This window comes from Roseomonas sp. SRI_022 (assembly GCF_057586215.1).
In genome coordinates, this window is record NZ_JBYCZL010000021.1 from 72073 (window position 1) to 90296 (window position 18224).

Consider the following 18224-nt stretch of genomic DNA (forward strand, 5'->3'; position numbering starts at 1 on the left):
ATGACCCACATCGTCCACCGCAACCTGCGCGAAGCCCCGCCGATCGCCGCCTCGGGCCGCGGCATCTGGCTGCGCGACGCCTCGGGGCATGAGGTGATCGACGGGTCGGGCGGTGCGGCTGTCGCCTGCCTCGGGCACGGGCATCCGCATGTCATCGCAGCGATGAAGGACCAGATCGACCGGCTGTGCTACGCGCACACGGCGCTGTTCACGGCGGAATCCGCGGAGCGCCTGGCCGACATGCTGGTCGGCCATGCGCCGGGCGGGCTGACCCATGCCTATTTCGTCTCCTCGGGGTCCGAGGGCATGGAAGCCGCGCTGAAGATCGCGCGGCAATGGGCGCTGGAAGCCGGCCAGCCGGAGCGCACGAAGTTCATCGCGCGGCGGCAGTCGTATCACGGCAACACGCTCGGCGCGCTGGCGGCCGGCGGCAACGCGATGCGACGCGCGCCCTATGCGCCGATCCTCTCGGACGCCTTCAGCCATGTCTCGCCCTGCTTCGCCTATCGCGACCGGCGCGACGATGAATCCGACGCCGATTACGTGGCGCGGCTGGCGGCGGAACTGGAAGCGGAATTCCATCGGCTCGGCCCGCAGAACGTCATCGCCTTCTGCGCGGAAACGGTGGTCGGCGCGACGCTTGGCTGTGCCACCGCGCTGCCCGGCTATTTCCCCGCCATGAAGGCGGTGTGCGAACGCCATGGCGCGCTGCTGATCCTCGATGAGGTGATGTCGGGCATGGGCCGTACCGGCACGCTGCATGCCTGGGAACAGGAAGGGGTGACGCCGGATATCCAGGTGATCGCCAAGGGCCTTGGTGGCGGCTACCAGCCGATCGGCGGCATCCTGGTGCATGGCCGCGTGATCGAGGCGCTGACCAAGGGCTCCGGCACCTTCAAGCATGGCCACACCTACCAGGCGCATCCGGTCGCCTGCGCCGCCGCACTCGCGGTGCAGGAAGTGATCCGCGACGAGAACCTCCTCGACAACACCAAGGCGATGGGCGCGCTGCTGGAACAGGGGCTGATCGAACGGCTCGGCAACCATGCCCATGTCGGCGACATCCGCGGGCGAGGGCTGTTCTGGGCGGTGGAACTGGTGAGGGACCGCGCGACGAAGGCGGTCTACGACCCCACGCTGGCGATGAACGAACTCGTGAAGAAGGAAGCCTTCAAGCGCGGCCTCGCCTGCTATCCGATGGGCGGGACCATCGACGGCAAGCATGGTGACCACGTCATCCTCGCTCCGCCCTATGTGTGCACCGCAAACGACATCGCCATGATCGTCGAGCGTTTCGGCGATGCGGTGGAGGCCGCCGTCGCCAGCGTGTGACCGGCGTCACGCCGCATCCGGCAGGATCGCGGCGGCCCAGCTGGCTGCCGCGATCAGGCCGCATTCCTGCGCATCCTGACGCCCCACCCGGGAGGAACCATCGTGCCGATCTTCAACCGCATCGCCGATTTCCACGCCGATCTCACGGCCACGCGCCGCGACATCCACGCGCATCCGGAACTCGGCTTCCAGGAACACCGGACCTCGGACATCGTCGCGCAGCAACTGGAAGCCTGGGGGATCGAGGTGCATCGCGGCATCGCCGGCACCGGCCTGGTCGGCGTGCTGCGCAACGGCAGTTCCGGCCGGTCCATCGGCTTCCGCGCGGACATGGACTGCCTGCCGATGACCGAGACGAGCGACGTCACGCATCGTTCGACCAATCCGGGGAAGATGCATGCCTGCGGGCATGACGGGCACACGACCATGCTGCTGGGCGCAGCCCGCTACTTGGCGGAGACGCGCAACTTCGACGGTACCGTCCACTTCATCTTCCAGCCGGCGGAAGAAGGCGGCGGCGGCGGCCGCGTGATGGTGGAAGAAGGCCTGTTCGACCGCTTCCCCTGCGAGGCGGTCTACGCCATGCACAACTCACCCGAATTGCCGCTGGGCGAGGCGCGCGTCATGCCCGGCCCGGTCCTGGCCGCGGCGGACCGCATCACCATCACCATCCACGGCAAGGGCGGCCATGCCTCCCGCCCGTATCAGTGCATCGACCCGGTGCTGGTGGGCTCGCAGATCGTGGTCGCGGCGCAGTCGATCGTGTCGCGCTCGATGGACGCGCTGGACGCTGCGGTGGTCAGCATTTGCATGTTCAACGCCGGCGAAGCGTCCAACGTCATCCCCGAGACCGCAGAGCTGCGCGGCACCGTCCGCACCTTCAAGCCAACGATCCAGGACAAGGTCGAGGAACGGCTCGGCCAGATCGTGCGGGCCACGGCCGAGGCCTATGGCGCCACCGCCGAGTTGTCCTATCAGCGCGGCTACCCGCCAACGATCAACCACGCCGCGCAGGCCGAACGCGCCGCGCTGGCCGCCGATGCCGTGCTGGGCGCGGGCAGGGTCCACCGCACCGGCTCGCCGCGCATGGGTGCCGAGGATTTCTCCTACATGCTGTTGGCTCGTCCCGGCGCGTTCATCAACATCGGGCAGGGCGATGGTGGGCGGCACTCGGTCTCGGTGCACAACCCACGCTACGACTTCAACGATGAGGTGATCCCGATGGGATCCTCGCTGTTCGCACGGCTGGCGGAACAGGAGATGCCCCGCTGAACGGCTCCATCAGCCGCCGGTGCAGGGGTTCCGCCGCAACCCGCGCGGCGCGGCCGCGGGTGGCGCCTGCACAAGGCTGACCAGGCAGGGTCCAAGCCCCTGGGTGAAGCGCCAGTCGTTCACACCGCCGTGCCCGCGGATCGGTGGTTCGGGAAACAGCGCCACCGTCGGCGCGCTGCGCCGGCGCGCCAGATCCGCCACCATTCCGGCGCGCGCGGCGGGGTCGGAATCGAAGGAATCCTCGGCGAAGACGGTCACGGCAAGCCGCGGGCCATCCGCCGGCAGGCCCGCGAGCAACCGCCGGAAATCCTCGATCGCGGTGGCGAGGTTGTGGGGCTGGGAGGCTTCCCCATGCGAGGCGGGCGCGAAGGCGACCACGGCATGGACCAGGTCCGGGCTTTCCGCGGCGACCATGATGGATTGCCAGCCGCCGCGCGAATGCCCAGCCAGGACGACGCGGCGGTAGCCAGCCCCCCGCAGCAGTGCCAGGCCACGGCGCAGCGCGGCGACGGAGGTGGGGAGAAGATCCTCGAGCGGGTTGCGGTCGAAGCGCATCACGTCCCAGCCGGCATCGTTCAGCATGGCGAGCACGCCAGGCACGTTGCGCTGCCGGTAGTCGGCCTGCGGCCCGCCATAGCCATGCGACCAGATGACGACGCCCTCCGCCGCCTGCGGACCATGGCGGAACATCAGCGGCGCGGCGCGGAACGGGCCGAGGCGGAACTCGACCGGCCGGAAGGCCGGCCAGGCGAGGGACGCCACCGACCCATCCACGGCGAGCACCCGGCAGGCCTGGCCAGGACCGAGTGCGGCTTCCGCATCGCGGTCACAGGCAGCCTGCAGCGCACCGCGCGTCGCGTCCTCGGATGAGCCGCCGCCGATGAAGCGCCAGGCCGACCGCCCATCCGGCGTCGTCGCCAGGCCGAAGGCGGCATGCGGCATGGCGCCGCGATAATGCAGCGTATAGCCCATGATGGTGCTGAGCCCGCGGGCCGGGCGCAGGGCTTCGGCTGAGAACAGCGACCGATAGGTTGTGAAGTCCGTATTGGGGTCCTGCGCCCGGGCCGGACCCGCTGCCAGCGCCGCCAGCAGCAGCGCCGCGAAGCGACCCGTGCGCCACGGCTCAACCGGCATGGATCGGCCCTGACCCGCCGGCAAGGCCATCCCGCTCTAGGAATCCAGCGCCACGGGGCTTATGCATCCGTTTCCCTTTCGCCCCCGCATGGCACGAGACGCGCGCGCGCAATGAACGCAATGAACGACAGCATCACATCCCCCGACAAAGCGGCCCCCCGCTATGACTTCCGCGCCGCCGAACCGCGCTGGCAGAAGGCCTGGGATGACCGTGCCTGCTTCACCGTGCCCGACGTCCCGCCGGCGGGGGCAGAGAAATACTACGTGCTGGAGATGTTTCCCTACCCCTCCGGCAAGATCCACATGGGGCATGTGCGCAACTACACGCTGGGCGACGTCGTCGCCCGGTACAAGCGCGCGCGCGGCCACCTGGTGATGCACCCGATGGGCTGGGACGCCTTCGGCCTGCCGGCCGAGAACGCGGCGCGCGAGCGCGGCGTGCACCCCGCCGCCTGGACCTACCAGAACATCGCGAACATGCGCGACGAGCTGAAGCGCATGGGCCTGTCGCTGGAATGGGCGCGGGAATTCGCCACCTGCGATCCGGAATATTACGGCCAGCAGCAGAGCCTGTTCCTCGACTTCTGGAAGGCCGGCCTCGTCGAGCGCAAGGAATCCTGGGTGAACTGGGACCCGGTGGACGGCACCGTCCTGGCGAACGAACAGGTGATCGACGGGCGCGGCTGGCGATCCGGCGCGCTGGTCGAGAAGAAGAAGCTCTCCCAGTGGTTCCTCGCCATCACGAAGTTCGCGCCGGAGCTGCTGGAAGCGCTGGGCGGGCTCGACCGCTGGCCCGAACGCGTGAAGCTGATGCAGTCCAACTGGATCGGCCGCAGCGAGGGCGCACGGGTGCGCTTCGCGCTGTCCGTTCCCGTCGATGGCATGGCGGATGTCGAGGTCTTCACGACGCGCCCGGACACGCTGTTCGGCATGTCCTTCCTCGCCGTCGCCGCCGAGCATCCGCTGGCCGCCGCCGCCGCCGCGCGTGACGCCAAGGCCGCCGATTTCGTCGCCGAATGCCGCAGCATGGGCACCTCCGAAGCGGTGATCGAGCAGGCGGAGAAGAAGGGCTTCGACACCGGCCTGCGCGTGAAGCATCCCTTCACCGGCACCGAATACCCGGTGTGGATCGCGAATTTCGTGCTGATGGAATACGGCACTGGCGCGATCTTCGGCTGCCCGGCGCATGACCAGCGCGACCTGGACTTCGCGCGGAAGTACGGGCTGAGCGTGACGCCGGTGGTGCTGCCGAAGGGCGCGGATGCCGCGACCTTCGCCGTCGCGGACGAGGCCTTCACCGATGACGGCACGGCCTTCAATTCGGACTTCCTCGACGGCCTTGACGTCGCGGGCGCGAAGCGCGGGGCGATCGCCGAACTGGAGAAGCGTGGCGCCGGCACCGGCTTGGTGAACTGGCGCCTGCGCGACTGGGGCGTGTCCCGGCAGCGCTACTGGGGCTGCCCGATCCCGGTCATCCATTGCGACGCCTGCGGCGCCCAGCCGGTCCCCGCCGACCAGCTGCCGGTGCGGCTGCCGGAAGACGTGGATTTCTCGAAGCCGGGCAATCCGCTCGACCACCATCCGACGTGGAAGCATGTGAACTGCCCGTCCTGCGGCAAGCCCGCGCGGCGCGAGACGGACACCTGCGACACCTTCGTGGACTCGTCCTGGTATTTCGCGCGCTTCTGCTCGCCGCGCGCCGAGGTGCCGGTGACGCGCGCCGCGGTCGATGCCTGGCTGCCGGTAGACCAGTATATCGGCGGCATCGAACACGCGATCCTGCACCTGCTCTATTCGCGCTTCTTCTCCCGCGCGATGAAGGCGACCGGGCACCTGTCGGTCGAGGAACCCTTCGCCGGGCTGTTCACTCAGGGGATGGTGCAGCACGAATCCTACAAGGGTGCCGATGGCCGCTGGCTCTATCCGGAGGAGATCGATTTCTCCGCCGCACCCGACGGTGCGCGCACGGCCACGGTGAAGGGCGGCAACGAGCCCGTCACCATCGGCCGCGTCGAGGCGATGTCGAAGTCCAAGCGCAACACCGTCGATCCCGGCGCGATCATCGCCAAGTACGGTGCGGATACCGCGCGCTGGTTCATCCTGTCGGACAACCCGCCCGATCGGGACATGGAGTGGACGGAATCCGGCGTCGCCGGTGCCTATCGCTTCACGCAGCGCGTCTATCGCATGGTCGAGGCCGCGCTGCCGTCGCTGCCGCCTGCGGGCACGGCGCCGGAAGCCGAAGGCCGCGCCCTGCGCCGTGCGACGCATCGCTGCATCGCCACGGTGACCGAGGCGCTGGAAACCTTCGCCTTCAACGTCGCGGTCGCACGGCTGTACGAATTCGCCAATGCGATCGACGCGGCAAAGGACGCGCCGGGCGGTGCGCGGCGCGAGGCGCTGGAGACGCTGGCACGCCTCTCCGCACCGATGATGCCGCATCTCGCCGAGGAAGCCTGGTCGCTGCTGCGCCCGGACGATGCCGCGCTGGTCGCGCAGCTGTCCTGGCCCGAGGCTGATCCGGCGCTGCTGGTCGCCGAGAGCGTCACCCTCGCCGTGCAGGTGCTGGGCAAGCTCCGTGCGACGATCGAGGTGCCGGTGGGAGCCAGTGAGGAGACGATCTTCGCGGCCGCCGAGGCCGAGGAGAACGTGCAGCGCGCCATCGCCGGCAAGCCTATCCGCAAGCGCATCTACGTCCCGGGCCGGGTGGTGAACCTTGTCGTCTAGGCGCGCGATCCTTGCCCTGCCCGCGCTTGCGCTGGCCGGATGCGGCTTCCGGCCGCTCTACGGCCCGCGTCCGGAAGGTGCGGCCGCTGGGCTGGAGACGGTCCGCGTCGGGCTGATCACCGAACGCAATGGGCAGTTGCTGCGGCGCCACCTGGAACAGCGCCTCGGCCGCGGCACTGGCCCGGCGCGCTATGACCTGCGCGTCGGCCTTGCCTATGGCATCGAGGTGCAGGGCTTCGAACGCGACGGCACGCCGTCGCGCGTGCGCATCACCGCCACGGCGAACTGGTTCCTCTACGACACCAATGCGCCGCCGCGCCTCGTCGCCAATGGCATGAACCGCACCTTCGATGCCTACAACGTGCCGGAGAACCAGTTCTTCGCTTCCGATACCGCGCGCGACGCGGCGGAGCGGCGGCTGATGGAGGCGCTGGCGAGCGACATCGTGCAGCGCCTGGCCGTGCGCTTCGAAGCCGGGCCGCCGCAGGCCACCTGACCCATGGCGAAGCTCGACGCGCGTCGCATCCCGGCCTTCCTGGCCGATCCGGGTGCGGCGCGGCTCGTGCTGATCTTCGGCGAGGATACCGGCCTGGTGCGCGAACGCGGCGACTTGCTGGCCCGCGCCATCGCCGGCGACGACCCCTTCCGCCTGGTCGAAATCCCGCGCGACGTGGCGGCGAAAGACGCCGGGTTGCTCGCCGCCGAGGCCGCCACGCCGGCACTCACCGGTGGGCGGCGCCTGGTCCGCGTTCGCGACGCGACGGATGGGTTGGCCAATGCGGCGAAGGCAGTGCTCACCGGCAGCGGGCCCGGCATCGTGCTGCTGGAGGGTGGATCGCTCGACGGCCGCAAGGGGCTGCGCGCGGCGCTGGAGAAGGCCGGGCCGGAAGCCGCGGTGATCGCCTGCTACACCGAGACCGGTGCGGCGTTGGAAGCATCCATCCTCGGCGTGCTGCGCGAGTTCGGCGTCAGCGCCGAACCGGGCGCGGTTGCCTGGATGGCGCAGCGCCTCGGCGAGGACCGGCTGATCATGCGTCGCGAGTGCGAGAAGATCGCGCTCTATGTCGGTGCCGGCGGGCGGGTGAGCGAGGATGATGCGCTCGCCTCCTTGTCCGAGGGCTCGACGCTCGACCTCGATGCCGCGCTGCTGGCAGCGACCGAAGGCGACGCACCGCGCGCAGACCGCGCGCTGGATGCCGCCTTCGCGGAGGGCGCGGCAGCGGTGCAGGTGGTGCGGGGCGCCCTGCGGCATGTGCAGCGGCTGGAAGCGGCGGCGCTGGCGGTGGCGCGCGGCGCCTCGCCCAAGGATGCGCTGGACGGGCTGCGTCCGCCGGTCTTCTTCAAGTCTCGCCCGGCCTTCGAGCGCGCGCTGCGACTGTGGCGGCCGGAGACACTGGCAGCGGCCGGGGCGGCGCTGCTGGAAGCGGAGCGGGCGACCAAGACGACGGGGATGCCGGATGTCGCGGTGGCACGGGCGGCGGTGATGGGGCTGGCGCGGGAGGCGGTGCGGGCGAAGCGGGGGTGAAGGGGGGCGGCGGGGCTCCGCCCCGGACCCCGCCAGGGCGCTGCCCTGGACCCGCCAAGGGCCCGAGGCCCTTGGATCCCGTTACTTCGAGGTGCCCCGCATGGATGGCCGGCACCAACTAGTCCGAAGGTCCAGGAAACTGAGTTTCCTGGCAGGAGAGCGCGAGAGGGCGGCGCCCTCTCGCTACGCCAGGTCCGGATCGAGCAACCGCAACACGCCTTCGAGCTGATCCAGGTCGCGATAGCTGATCAGCACTTGCCCGCCCTTGCCAGCTGTCTTGATCCCGACCTTCAGCCCCAGCCGATCTGTCAGCCGCCGTTCCAGCGCGATCACATCCGCGTCCTGCTTCGGCGCGCGCCGCGCCGCCGGGTCACGCGGAGTGGCGGCGGCCAGCGCCTCGGTCTGGCGGACTGACAGTCCACGCACCACCACAAGTCCGGCGAGGCGTTCGGGGTCCTCGGCGCCAAGCAGCGCGCGGGCATGGCCCGCCGACAGCGCACCGCCGCGCAGCATGTCCCGCACGCGCGGCGGCAGGTTCAGCAGGCGCAGCGTGTTCGCGACATGGCTGCGCGACTTGCCGACCGCCTGGCCAAGGCCTTCCTGCTTCAGCCCGAACTCGCCGAGCAGGCGGGCGTAGCCCTCGGCTTCCTCGAGCGCGTTGAGGTCCTCGCGCTGCAGGTTCTCGACCAGGCCGGCGGCCATGGCGGCGCGATCGTCGAGGTCGCGGATGACGACCGGCACGTCGTGCAGCTTCGCCTGCTGCGCGGCCCGCCAGCGGCGCTCGCCGCCGAGGATCTGGAACTTCCCCGCCGACCCTGGCTTCGGGCGCACCAGGATGGGCTGCAGGATGCCATGTTCCTGGATAGAGGCGGCGAGTTCCGCGAGGGCCGCCGGATCGGGGGTCGAGCGCGCCTGGAAGGGGCTCGGCTCCAGCGCCTCGACCGGCAGGGTGCGGGGTGCGGCGATGGGGGCGGCGGCCGGTGTCTGGGTGTCGCCCATCAGGGCCGACAGCCCCATGCCGAGACGCGCGGGCTTCTTCATGCAGCCGATTTCCTCGCGCGGCGTTCGCGCTTCAGCAGTTCCACGGCGAGTTCGACGTAGGCCTTCGCTCCGACTGACCGATGGTCGTAGAGGATCACCGGCAGGCCATGCGACGGCGCCTCGCTGATGCGGACATTGCGCGGGATGACGGTGGAATAGACCTTGGTGCCAAAGAAGGCGCGGACGTCGGCCGCCACCAGCTCCGACAGATTATTCCGCTTATCAAACATCGTCAGGACGATGCCTTCGAGTTCCAGCGCGGGGTTCAAGCCGCGCTTCACCCGTTCGACCGTGCGCGTGATCTGGGAGACGCCTTCCAGGGCGAAGAACTCCGTCTGCAGCGGCACCAGGACCGAATGTGCCGCGACGAGCGCGTTCAGCGTCAGTAGGCCGAGCGAGGGCGGGCAGTCGATCAGGATGATCTCGGTGCCGGCCAGCGCATCGCGCTGCGCTTCCAGCGCGTCGCGCAGCCGGCGTTCGCGGTTCTCGAGCCCGACGAGTTCGATCTCGGCTCCCGCCAGTTCCGGATCGGCTGGCAGCAGGGTCAGGTTCGGGATCCTGGTCGGCCGCAGCAGGTCGCGCAGCGGACGCTCGCCCGTCAGCAGCGCATAGGACCCCGCGCCGCGATCCTGCCGTGCGATGCCAAGCCCGGTCGAGGCATTGCCCTGCGGATCCATGTCGATCACCAGCACGCGGCGCTTGGTCGCAAGCGCGGTGGCGAGGTTGATCGCGGTCGTGGTCTTGCCGACGCCACCTTTCTGGTTGGCGAGGGCGATGATGCGGAGGGGCACGCGGTCAGACGTCGCGGACACGGCGGATCTCGCTCAGGCGGAGGATGGTGGCCTCGGGGTCCGTGCGGCTTTCGAACCGCTCCGTGGTGAAGTGCCAGTGTGCGGATGCACTCGTCAACTCCTGCTCGGCCGTGCGGCCTTTCGGCAGGATCGTGCGCCCGTCGGGGGCGAGGAATCGCGCCGCGAATCCAAGCAGCACATCGAGCGGTGCGAGTGCGCGCGCGGTCAGCGCGGCCACGGGCGGCAGGTTCGCCTGCTCGATCCGCTGTGGATGCACCTTGACCCGCGGCAGTTTCAACGTGCCGGCGGCCTCGATCAGGAAGGCGGCCTTGCGGCGGTCCGACTCGACCAGATGCACCTCTCGCTCCGGCAGCGCAGCGGCGATGACGATGCCCGGCAGCCCGCCGCCCGATCCCAGATCCGCGATCGGTCCCTCCTCTGGCAGCAGCGGGACCAGTTGCAGGCTATCCGCGATATGGCGCCGGTCGACCTCCGCCGCCGTCTTTCCGGCGACCAGGTTGATCGTCGCATTCCAGCGCAGCAGCAGGTCGCGAAACACGGCGAGCCGCGCATCCCGCGCGGCATCCGCCGGCAAGGCCGGGATCGGGTGTTTCACGTGGAACGCGCTCCCTCCCGGCGGAGGGCGACAGCCAGCGCGGCGATGGCCGCCGGCGTCACGCCCGGCAACCGACCGGCGGAACCGAGCGTGGCCGGGCGCGCGGCGGTCAGCCTCTGCCGCATCTCCGAGGACAATCCCGGGATGGCCGTGAAGTCGAGCCCGTCGGGGATGCGCGTCCGTTCCTCGCGCTCCAGCAGCCGCATCTCCGCCTCCTGCCGCCGCAGATAGGGCGCGTAGAGGGCTTCCGCTTCCAGCTGCGCGCGCAGGGCCGGCGAGAGGTCGCGCAACCAGGGAAAGGCATCATCGATCCGCGCGGCATCGATGCCGGGCAGTGCCAGCACCTCCAGCACCGAGCGCCGCTTGCCGTCCTGGTTGACCGCGATACCACCGGCGGCGAGCGCGGCAGGCGTCGCCCCATCCGATCGCGCCCGCGCCAGCGCATCCGCCGTCGCCGCCGCGAAGGCGCGATGCCGCGCGGCGCGTTCCGGCCCTACACAGCCCCAGGCCATGCCCGCCTCGGTCAGGCGCAGCCCGGCATTGTCGGCCCGCAGCGCGAGGCGATGCTCGGCCCGCGCGGTCAGCATGCGATACGGCTCGGACACACCGTGCAGCACCAGGTCATCTATCAGCACGCCGACATAGGCCTCGCCCCGCGTCAGCACCCGGTCCGGCACCCCGCCGGAGGCCCGCGCCGCTGCATTCACCCCCGCCATCAGCCCCTGCGCGGCGGCTTCCTCATATCCCGTCGTCCCGTTGATCTGGCCGGCGAGGAACAGCCTCGGCACGGAGCGGACCTCCAGCGCAGGGGTCAAGGCGCGCGGGTCCACATGGTCGTATTCGATCGCATAGCCCGGACGCAGGATGCGCGCCGTCTCGAGGCCCGGCATCGTCGCGATCATCACCGCCTGCACATCCTCCGGCAGGCTGGTCGAGATGCCATTCGGATAGACCGTGTCGTCGTCCAGCCCCTCCGGTTCAAGGAACACCTGATGGCGCTCCCGCTCGGCGAAGCGGACAACCTTGTCCTCGATGGATGGGCAGTAGCGCGGGCCGACCCCCTGGATGCGGCCGCCATAGACCGCGCTCTGGTGCAGGTTCGCCCGGATCAGCGCATGCGTCGCCGGCGTGGTCTCGGTGATGCCGCAGGCCACCTGCCGATTGGTGATGCGCTCCGTCATCCAGGACAGCGGCTCCGGCGGGTCGTCCCCCGGCTGGGCCTCCAGCGCGTCCCAGGCGATGGTCCGGCCATCCAGCCGTGGCGGCGTGCCGGTCTTCAGCCGTGCCAGCGGCAGCCCCAGCCGCTCGAAGGCCAATGCCAGCCCGATCGCCGGGGCGTCGCCGACGCGTCCGGCCGGGATGCGTTTCTCCCCGATATGGATCTCGCCGCGCAGGAAGGTCCCGGTCGTCACCACCAGCGCGCCACAGCCGAAGCGCCGGCCATCGCCCGTCAGCACCCCGGAGATGCCGCCATCGGCGGCGGTCTCGATCCCCTCCGCCGCGGCAGCCAGGGTGGTCAGGCCCGGCTGGGCCTCGAGCAATCCGCGCACCGCGGCCCGATACAGCTTGCGGTCCGCCTGGGCCCGCGGCCCACGCACGGCCGGCCCCTTGGACCGGTTCAGCATCTTCACATGGATCGCCGCGGCATCCGCGGCGCGCGCCATGATGCCATCCAGCGCGTCCACTTCCCGCACCAGGTGGCCCTTGCCAACGCCGCCGATGGCGGGGTTGCAGGACATCTCGCCGAGGGTCTCGACCTTGTGCGTCAGCAGCAGGGTGCGCGCGCCACAGCGCGCGGCGACCGCCGCCGCCTCGCAGCCGGCATGGCCGCCACCGACGACGATGACATCGAAGAACTGATCCATGGGCGGGGATATAAGGCAGCCGACAGGAACGGGGGAGAGAACTCCCCCGCACCCCCTCCTTCTTTTGGCATTCCGCCCTCGGTGGCGGTCACTTCCCGATGCAGAAATCGCGGAAGACGATGTCCAGCAGGTCCTCGATACCGACATGGCCGGTCAGGCGGCCGAGCGCCCGCACGGCGGCGCGCAGAGCCTCGGAGCCGAGTTCGGGCAAAGGCGCCGCCTCGGCCTCGGCCAGCCAGGCGGCCGCCTCAGTCAAGGCAGCCCGGTGCCGCGGGCGGGTCAGCAGGGCGGCATCGCCGGCGCCGGCAAGGCGCGTGGCTGCCTCCGTCAATCGCGCCCGCAACGCATCCAGCCCCGCACCGCTGCGCGCCGACACCGCCAGCGGCTCCTCGCCGCCAATCATCGAAGGCGCCGTTGCCAGATCGACCTTGTTCGCCAGCACCACCACGCCTGGCTTCACCCAGGCCAGCGTCTCGGCATCCGGGACCACGTCGGCGGCAAAGACCGCGAGCACCAGATCCGCCTCCTCCGCCCGTCGCCGGGCCCGGCGGATGCCCTCCTGCTCGATCTCGTCCCCTGCCTCCCGCAGCCCAGCGGTGTCGGCCAGTGTCACCGGCACGCCGCCCAGGTCGAGCCGTACCTCCACCACATCGCGCGTCGTCCCGGCGCGCGCGGAGACGATCGCCGCCTCCCGCCCCGCCAGCCCGTTCAGCAACGACGACTTCCCCGCATTGGGTGCGCCAAGGATCGCAACCAGCAGCCCTTCGCGCAGCCTCTCGCCCCGCCCGCCATCGGCCAGATGCGCCTCGATCTCGCCACGCAGGGCCGCCGCCCCGGCCCGTGCCCGGTCGCCGAGATCGGTCGGCAGATCGTCCTCGGCAAATTCGATCGCCGCTTCCTGATGCGCCAGCAGCCGCGTCAACCGCGCGGCCCAGCCCCCGGTCAGCGTGGCCAGGGCACCATCCGCCTGGCGCAGGGCCTGGCGCCGCTGCGCCTCGGTCTCGGCGGCGATCAGGTCGGCCACACCTTCCGCCGCGGTCAGGTCCATTCGGCCATTGAGAAAGGCGCGCCGCGTGAACTCCCCGGGCTCCGCCGGCCGGGCGCCGAGTGCTGCCAGCGCGCCCGCCACCGCGGCAACGACCGCCGGTCCGCCATGCAGGTGCAGCTCGCCGCCATCCTCCCCGGTGTAGGATGCCGGGCCGGGAAACCAGAGCACCAGCGCCTGGTCCAGCACCTCGCCGCTGCCCGGCTCACGCAGCCGTCGCAGGCTCGCCAGCCGCGGCTTCGGCAACCCGCCCGCCAGCGCGGAGAGAATCGCCCCGCTCCCCGGCCCCGAGACACGCAGCACCGCGATGGCACCCCGCCCGGCCCCGCTCGCCAGGGCGAAGATCGTGTCGGTTGCCGTCACGGCGCCCCGTGTTCCACGTGAAACACCCTCACCCCTTCGGCGGCGGCACGTCCTTCTCGGTCAGCATCAGGCGCCGCACCCGCCCCCCGCCGATCACATGGACCTGCAGGATTTCCTCCGCATCTTCGATCGTCAGCGGCCGGTACCACACACCCTCGGGGTAGATCACCATGGCCGGGCCGAACTCGCAGCGTTCGAGGCAACCGGCCGTGTTCACCCGGATATCGGGGATCTTCAGCTCCTTCACGCGCGCCTTCATGTAGTCGCGCAGCCTCTCCGACCCGCGCGCGGCGCAACTGCCGCGGGGATGGCCTTCGGGCCGGCGGTTGGTGCAGACGAAGACATGCGCGGCGTAGAACGGCGGCGGATCTGGCTCGGTCACGCGGGGTCTCCGGGCATTGGCAGTCCCTGCATGTAGCGGCACGTCCCGCCACCTCCAACCCGGGCAGCCCCGCGCTTGACGACCCCCCACCTCCGGGTGTCTGTCCAAGCCCAGCCATGCCCCAGCTTTCCCTCCACACCCCGCTTGGCGACCTGACCCTGTCCGAGGAGGACGGCGCCATCGTCGCCCTCGACTGGGGCCGCGGCCGGGACCAGGAACCCACCCCCCTGCTGCTGCGTGCCCGCGACCAGTTGCAGGATTACTTCGACGGGACGCGGACCAGCTTCGACCTGCCGCTCGCCCCTCATGGCACCGCCTTCCAGCGCAAGGTCTGGGATGCACTGTGCACCATCCCGGCGGGGCAGACGCGATCCTATCTCGACATCGCGAAGCAGGTCGGCTGCCGGGCGCCGCGGGCGATCGGCCAGGCCAATGGATCGAACCCGATTCCGATCCTGATTCCCTGCCATCGGGTGGTGGCGGCGAACGGGTCCCTCGGCGGCTATTCGGGCGGCGAGGGAGCGGCTACCAAGCGTTACCTTCTGGACCTCGAGCGCACAGCGCCCGAGGCGGACACCCTTTTCACGGCCGCCGCCAAGCCGGCCCAGCCACGGAACCGCTCGTCATGACCCACGCCATCCGCATTCATGAGACCGGCGGCCCGGAGAAGATGGTCTGGGAGGACATCCCCCTTCCGGCCCCCAAGCCCGGTGAGGCGCTGGTCCGGCACAAGGCGGTGGGGCTGAACTTCATCGACGTCTATTTCCGCACCGGCCTGTACAAGGCGCCGTCGCTGCCCGCGATCATCGGCATGGAGGCCGCCGGCGTGGTCGAGGCCGTGGGCGAAGGCGTGACCGAAGTCGCCGTCGGTGACCGCGTTGCCTATGCCACCGCGCCCATCGGCGCCTATGCCGAGGCGCGCAGCATCAAGGCCGACCGCCTGGTGAAAATGCCCGCGGCCATCGGCTTCGAGCAGGCCGCCGGGATGATGCTCCAGGGCATGACCGCCGCCTTCCTGATCAAGAAGTGCTACCCGGTGCAGCCCGGCCAGACCGTGCTGGTCCATGCCGCAGCCGGCGGCGTCGGCCTCATCATGTGCCAATGGCTCAAGCATCTCGGCTGCACCGTGATCGGCGTCGTCAGCACCGAGGAAAAGGCCGCGCTCGCCAAGGCCCATGGCGCCGCCCATGCGTTGCTGACCCGCGATGACGTTCCCGCCCGGGTCAAGGAGATCACCGGCGGTGCGATGCTGCCGGTCGTCTTCGACAGTGTCGGGCGCGACAGCTTCAACACCTCGCTCGACTGCCTCGCCCCCTTCGGCATGCTGGTGTCCTACGGCAATGCCTCGGGCCCGGTGGCCGTGCCGGATCTCGGCATCCTGGCGGCGAAGGGCTCGCTCTACGTCACGCGGCCGACGCTCGCGACCTACACCGCCCGACGCGAGGATCTGATCGCGCGCGCCAACGACCTGTTCGAGGTGGTGGCCTCGGGCGCGGTGCAGATCCGGGTCAACCAGACTTTCGCGCTGAAGGACGCGGCCGAGGCGCATCGTGCGCTCGAAAGCCGGAAGACGACCGGAAGCACCGTCCTGCTGCCCTGACCGGGTCGCGCCCCCGTCGTCACCGATCGGTCGCCTCCGCGCGGGCAGGTGCCACAGCGGGCTCCGCCCTGCCCGGTTCGTCTGCAAGCTGCTTGATCGTCAGATCAAGCAGCTCCGGTATCGTTGCCGGCCACTTCGTGATGGGGGAACGACAACCGCTTGGCCGGTCGCCGCGCAGCCGGCGCGAACCAGCCGTAGAGGCCGAGCCGACGCACCAATCCGCCGGATCGCCCTGCCTGAAACGGGATCAGCCGCGCCCTCGCCAAGCATGGCAGCGGGGCATGGCCACCCCTTCGGCTTGCGGGCCACAGGACTGATCGCAGCCTGGTTGGCGATCACCCGAAATGGATAACCGCCTGACCCGGCCCGCCCACCGCCTCATTCGGCCGCCTGCGGCACGGCTCCGCGTTGGCGCCCGAATTCCGGCGCCTGCGCCCAAAGCTCGGGCTTCAGCTCCTCCTGCCGGTCCGGGAAAGCGAAGGCGCAGATCAGCGTGACCGTTGCCACCCCTGCCAGCACCATCATCGCCACCGCCAGCGAGCCCGTCGCCTCATGCAGGTACGCCACCAATGGGGAGGCGATGGCCGCGCCCAGGAAGCCGACGGTGAAGCGGATGGAATACAGCTTCGCCCGCAGTTCCGGCGCGACATAGCGCGCGGTCATCGTCTCGTTCACCGTCACCTGGCCGAAGACACAGGCAGCGACGAGGCCGGCGAGCGGCAGCACGAGCCATCCATCCAGGAAGGACAGCGCCAGCAATCCCGGAACCAGGGCCAGGCCGAGCGGCATGAACACCGTCTTCAGCGTCCGACTGTCGATCATGCGCCCGACCGTGAACTGCGTCGCACCGCCACAGATCGTCGCGAGGAAGGCCAGCAGGCCCACCACCGGCAGCAGCTCCGGGCTGCTCGCGAGCCGTTCCTGCATCAGCTTCGGGATCAGCAGCGTATAGGCGTTGAAGACGAGCCCCGACACGGCCGCGATCGACATCAGGATCAACACCGCGCGGCGCACGACGCTGCGCGGGATCTCGGGGAAGGGCCGCGCACCGCCACCTGCCTTCACCGCGTCGAAATCTGGTTCCCGCATGTAGAACAGGCCGACCAGGAAGCAGGCCACGCCGGGAATGATGAAGGCCCAGCGCCAGCCGAGCGTGGCGGCAACGAAGGCCGTCACGATCGGTGCGGTGGCGACCCCGAAATTGCCGAAGACGCCGTTGATGCCCATCGCCCGCCCGACCCGCTCGCCAGCCGCTTCGACCAGCATCGCCGTGCCGATCGGGTGATAGATCGCGGCGAAGCACCCCATCAGCCCGAGCGTGATGCCGATCCCTGTGGGGCTGTCCATGAAGCCCGCCAGCGCCATGAAGAAGCCAGTGCCGAGGAAGAACGAGGTCATCATCCAGCGCCGGCCGAACTTCGCTGCCAGCCAGCCCATCGGCAGGGCGCCGAGGCCGTAGGTGACGAACATCCCGGTCCCGAGCGCGAGGATCGGCCCGAAATCGCCCCCGAAGATGGCACGGTCCTGTGTGACCATCGCGAGCACCGCGGTGGCCAGGATCAGCAGGCAGTAATGGGTGAAGGTATGGGCGGCGTTGATGAACACCACCTGGCGCATCGCCGGTGTCATGGCTCTTCCTCTTGCGCAGGCTTCCGCTGCGACCTCCTTGCAGGGTAGCCTCGGCCGCATGGCAACGTCTGGCCAATCCCTGTCGGCAAACGGCCAAGCCGCCGCCCCGCGCCGCGATATCCCGCAGGACCGGGTGGATCGCCCGCTCGCGGCCTTCGCGCGGGACTATCCGGAGGGCGACACCGTCCCCCGCCACAGCCATGACCGCGCGCAGCTGCTCTACGCGACCGAGGGCATCATGCGCGTCACCACGGATGCCGAGCGCTACACGGTGCCGCCTGCGCGCGCGCTGTGGCTGCCGGCAGGGCTGCCCCATGCCGTCGCAATGCCGCGGGGCCTGGCGATGCGAGCACTGTTCCTACGCGCGGACGCGGCGCACGACCTGCCGGCCCATCCAGCGGCGCTGTCGGTCTCTCCGTTGCTGCGTGAGTTGATCCTCGCCGCCTGCGCCGAGCCGCTGGAATGGGACGAGCATGGCCGCGGCGGCCATCTCGCCGCCCTGATGCTTGAGGAAATCCGTCGCGCGCCGCGGCTTGCCATCGCCGTACCGCAGCCGCGCGATGCCCGCCTGCTGCGCCTCGCGGCTGCGCTCGCCACTGACCCGGCGAGCCCCATGACGCTGGATGGCTGGGCGGTCCGCTGCGGCGCCAGCCCGCGCACGCTGCGTCGGCTGTTCCAGGCCGAGACCGGCATGGGCTTCGCCCGCTGGCGACAGGCGCTGCGCCTCGTCGAGGCCGCCGCGCTGCTCGCTGCTGGCGCCACCCCTGCCCGGGCGGCGGCCGCGGTGGGCTATGCCAGTGCTCCAGCCTTCGGCGCTGCGTACCGCGCTGCCTTCGGTGCCACGCCTGGCGGCAAGGGCTTATCCACGAGGATCGCGCCAACATCGTGATGCCGGCGGCCGG

General features: G+C 70.4%; 16 protein-coding genes. 8 read left to right on the forward strand and 8 right to left on the reverse strand.

Annotated elements, in window-relative coordinates; genetic code table 11:
- A complete protein-coding gene (locus tag AC2YHJ_RS19595) occupies window positions 1-1332 on the forward strand; it encodes an aspartate aminotransferase family protein (protein WP_487397792.1) in 1332 nt (443 codons plus the stop codon).
- A 102-nt stretch (window positions 1333-1434) separates the two neighbouring features.
- A complete protein-coding gene (locus AC2YHJ_RS19600; protein WP_487397794.1) occupies window positions 1435-2604 on the forward strand; it encodes a M20 aminoacylase family protein in 1170 nt (389 codons plus the stop codon).
- Window positions 2605-2613: 9 nt separating this feature from the next.
- Here AC2YHJ_RS19600 and AC2YHJ_RS19605 read toward each other — a convergent pair whose 3' ends face one another.
- Window positions 2614-3738 (reverse strand): alpha/beta hydrolase family protein, encoded by a 1125-nt coding sequence (locus AC2YHJ_RS19605; RefSeq protein ID WP_487397795.1) that lies wholly within the window; start codon window positions 3736-3738, stop codon window positions 2614-2616.
- A 120-nt stretch (window positions 3739-3858) separates the two neighbouring features.
- Here AC2YHJ_RS19605 and leuS point away from each other — a divergent pair, with 120 nt between their 5' ends.
- Genes leuS through holA form a run of 3 tightly spaced genes read left to right on the forward strand, consistent with a single transcriptional unit; the run spans window position 3859 to window position 7990 of the window.
- Window positions 3859-6465, forward strand: a complete 2607-nt coding sequence (gene leuS / locus AC2YHJ_RS19610; protein WP_487397796.1) for a leucine--tRNA ligase — start codon at window positions 3859-3861, stop codon at window positions 6463-6465.
- Window positions 6455-6961 carry an LPS assembly lipoprotein LptE gene (lptE, locus tag AC2YHJ_RS19615; RefSeq protein ID WP_487397797.1) on the forward strand — a complete coding sequence of 169 codons (507 nt, stop codon included), beginning with the start codon at window positions 6455-6457 and terminating at the stop codon, window positions 6959-6961. The genes leuS and lptE overlap by 11 nt, the downstream gene beginning before the upstream one ends.
- A gap of 3 nt (window positions 6962-6964) precedes the next feature.
- Window positions 6965-7990 (forward strand): DNA polymerase III subunit delta, encoded by a 1026-nt coding sequence (gene holA / locus AC2YHJ_RS19620; protein ID WP_487397798.1) that lies wholly within the window; start codon window positions 6965-6967, stop codon window positions 7988-7990.
- A gap of 183 nt (window positions 7991-8173) precedes the next feature.
- On the opposite strand, the gene AC2YHJ_RS19625 is transcribed toward holA, so the two are convergent.
- From AC2YHJ_RS19625 to AC2YHJ_RS19650, 6 genes are all read right to left on the reverse strand, one after another.
- On the reverse strand, window positions 8174-9031 hold the full coding sequence (locus AC2YHJ_RS19625; RefSeq protein ID WP_487397800.1) for a ParB/RepB/Spo0J family partition protein: 858 nt from the start codon (window positions 9029-9031) through the stop codon (window positions 8174-8176).
- Window positions 9028-9843 (reverse strand): ParA family protein, encoded by an 816-nt coding sequence (locus AC2YHJ_RS19630; protein WP_487397801.1) that lies wholly within the window; start codon window positions 9841-9843, stop codon window positions 9028-9030. The genes AC2YHJ_RS19625 and AC2YHJ_RS19630 overlap by 4 nt, the downstream gene beginning before the upstream one ends.
- Window positions 9827-10438 carry a 16S rRNA (guanine(527)-N(7))-methyltransferase RsmG gene (gene rsmG / locus AC2YHJ_RS19635; protein ID WP_487397803.1) on the reverse strand — a complete coding sequence of 204 codons (612 nt, stop codon included), beginning with the start codon at window positions 10436-10438 and terminating at the stop codon, window positions 9827-9829. Before rsmG ends, AC2YHJ_RS19630 begins: the two co-directional genes overlap by 17 nt.
- Window positions 10435-12303, reverse strand: coding sequence for a tRNA uridine-5-carboxymethylaminomethyl(34) synthesis enzyme MnmG (gene mnmG, locus AC2YHJ_RS19640; protein WP_487397804.1), 1869 nt, complete (start codon window positions 12301-12303; stop codon window positions 10435-10437). Before mnmG ends, rsmG begins: the two co-directional genes overlap by 4 nt.
- An 88-nt stretch (window positions 12304-12391) precedes the next feature.
- Window positions 12392-13711 carry a tRNA uridine-5-carboxymethylaminomethyl(34) synthesis GTPase MnmE gene (mnmE, locus tag AC2YHJ_RS19645; RefSeq protein WP_487397806.1) on the reverse strand — a complete coding sequence of 440 codons (1320 nt, stop codon included), beginning with the start codon at window positions 13709-13711 and terminating at the stop codon, window positions 12392-12394.
- Between the two features lie 28 nt (window positions 13712-13739).
- The gene (locus tag AC2YHJ_RS19650) at window positions 13740-14093 is read right to left on the reverse strand and encodes a (2Fe-2S) ferredoxin domain-containing protein (protein WP_487397808.1); all 354 of its coding nucleotides are present in this window, start codon (window positions 14091-14093) and stop codon (window positions 13740-13742) included.
- Window positions 14094-14209: 116 nt separating this feature from the next.
- On the opposite strand from AC2YHJ_RS19650, the gene AC2YHJ_RS19655 reads away from it, so the two are divergent.
- Both AC2YHJ_RS19655 and AC2YHJ_RS19660 read left to right on the forward strand, forming a co-directional pair.
- On the forward strand, window positions 14210-14722 hold the full coding sequence (locus AC2YHJ_RS19655) for a methylated-DNA--[protein]-cysteine S-methyltransferase (RefSeq protein ID WP_487397809.1): 513 nt from the start codon (window positions 14210-14212) through the stop codon (window positions 14720-14722).
- On the forward strand, window positions 14719-15693 hold the full coding sequence (locus AC2YHJ_RS19660; protein ID WP_487397810.1) for a quinone oxidoreductase family protein: 975 nt from the start codon (window positions 14719-14721) through the stop codon (window positions 15691-15693). Before AC2YHJ_RS19655 ends, AC2YHJ_RS19660 begins: the two co-directional genes overlap by 4 nt.
- 378 nt (window positions 15694-16071) lie before the next feature.
- Here the strand turns inward: AC2YHJ_RS19660 and AC2YHJ_RS19665 are convergent, their stop codons facing one another.
- Window positions 16072-17322: an MFS transporter gene (locus AC2YHJ_RS19665; RefSeq protein WP_487397812.1), complete on the reverse strand. Its 1251-nt coding sequence runs from the start codon at window positions 17320-17322 to the stop codon at window positions 16072-16074.
- Window positions 17323-17380: 58 nt separating this feature from the next.
- On the opposite strand from AC2YHJ_RS19665, the gene AC2YHJ_RS19670 reads away from it, so the two are divergent.
- On the forward strand, window positions 17381-18211 hold the full coding sequence (locus AC2YHJ_RS19670) for a helix-turn-helix domain-containing protein (protein WP_487397814.1): 831 nt from the start codon (window positions 17381-17383) through the stop codon (window positions 18209-18211).
- Window positions 18212-18224 lie beyond the last annotated feature (13 nt).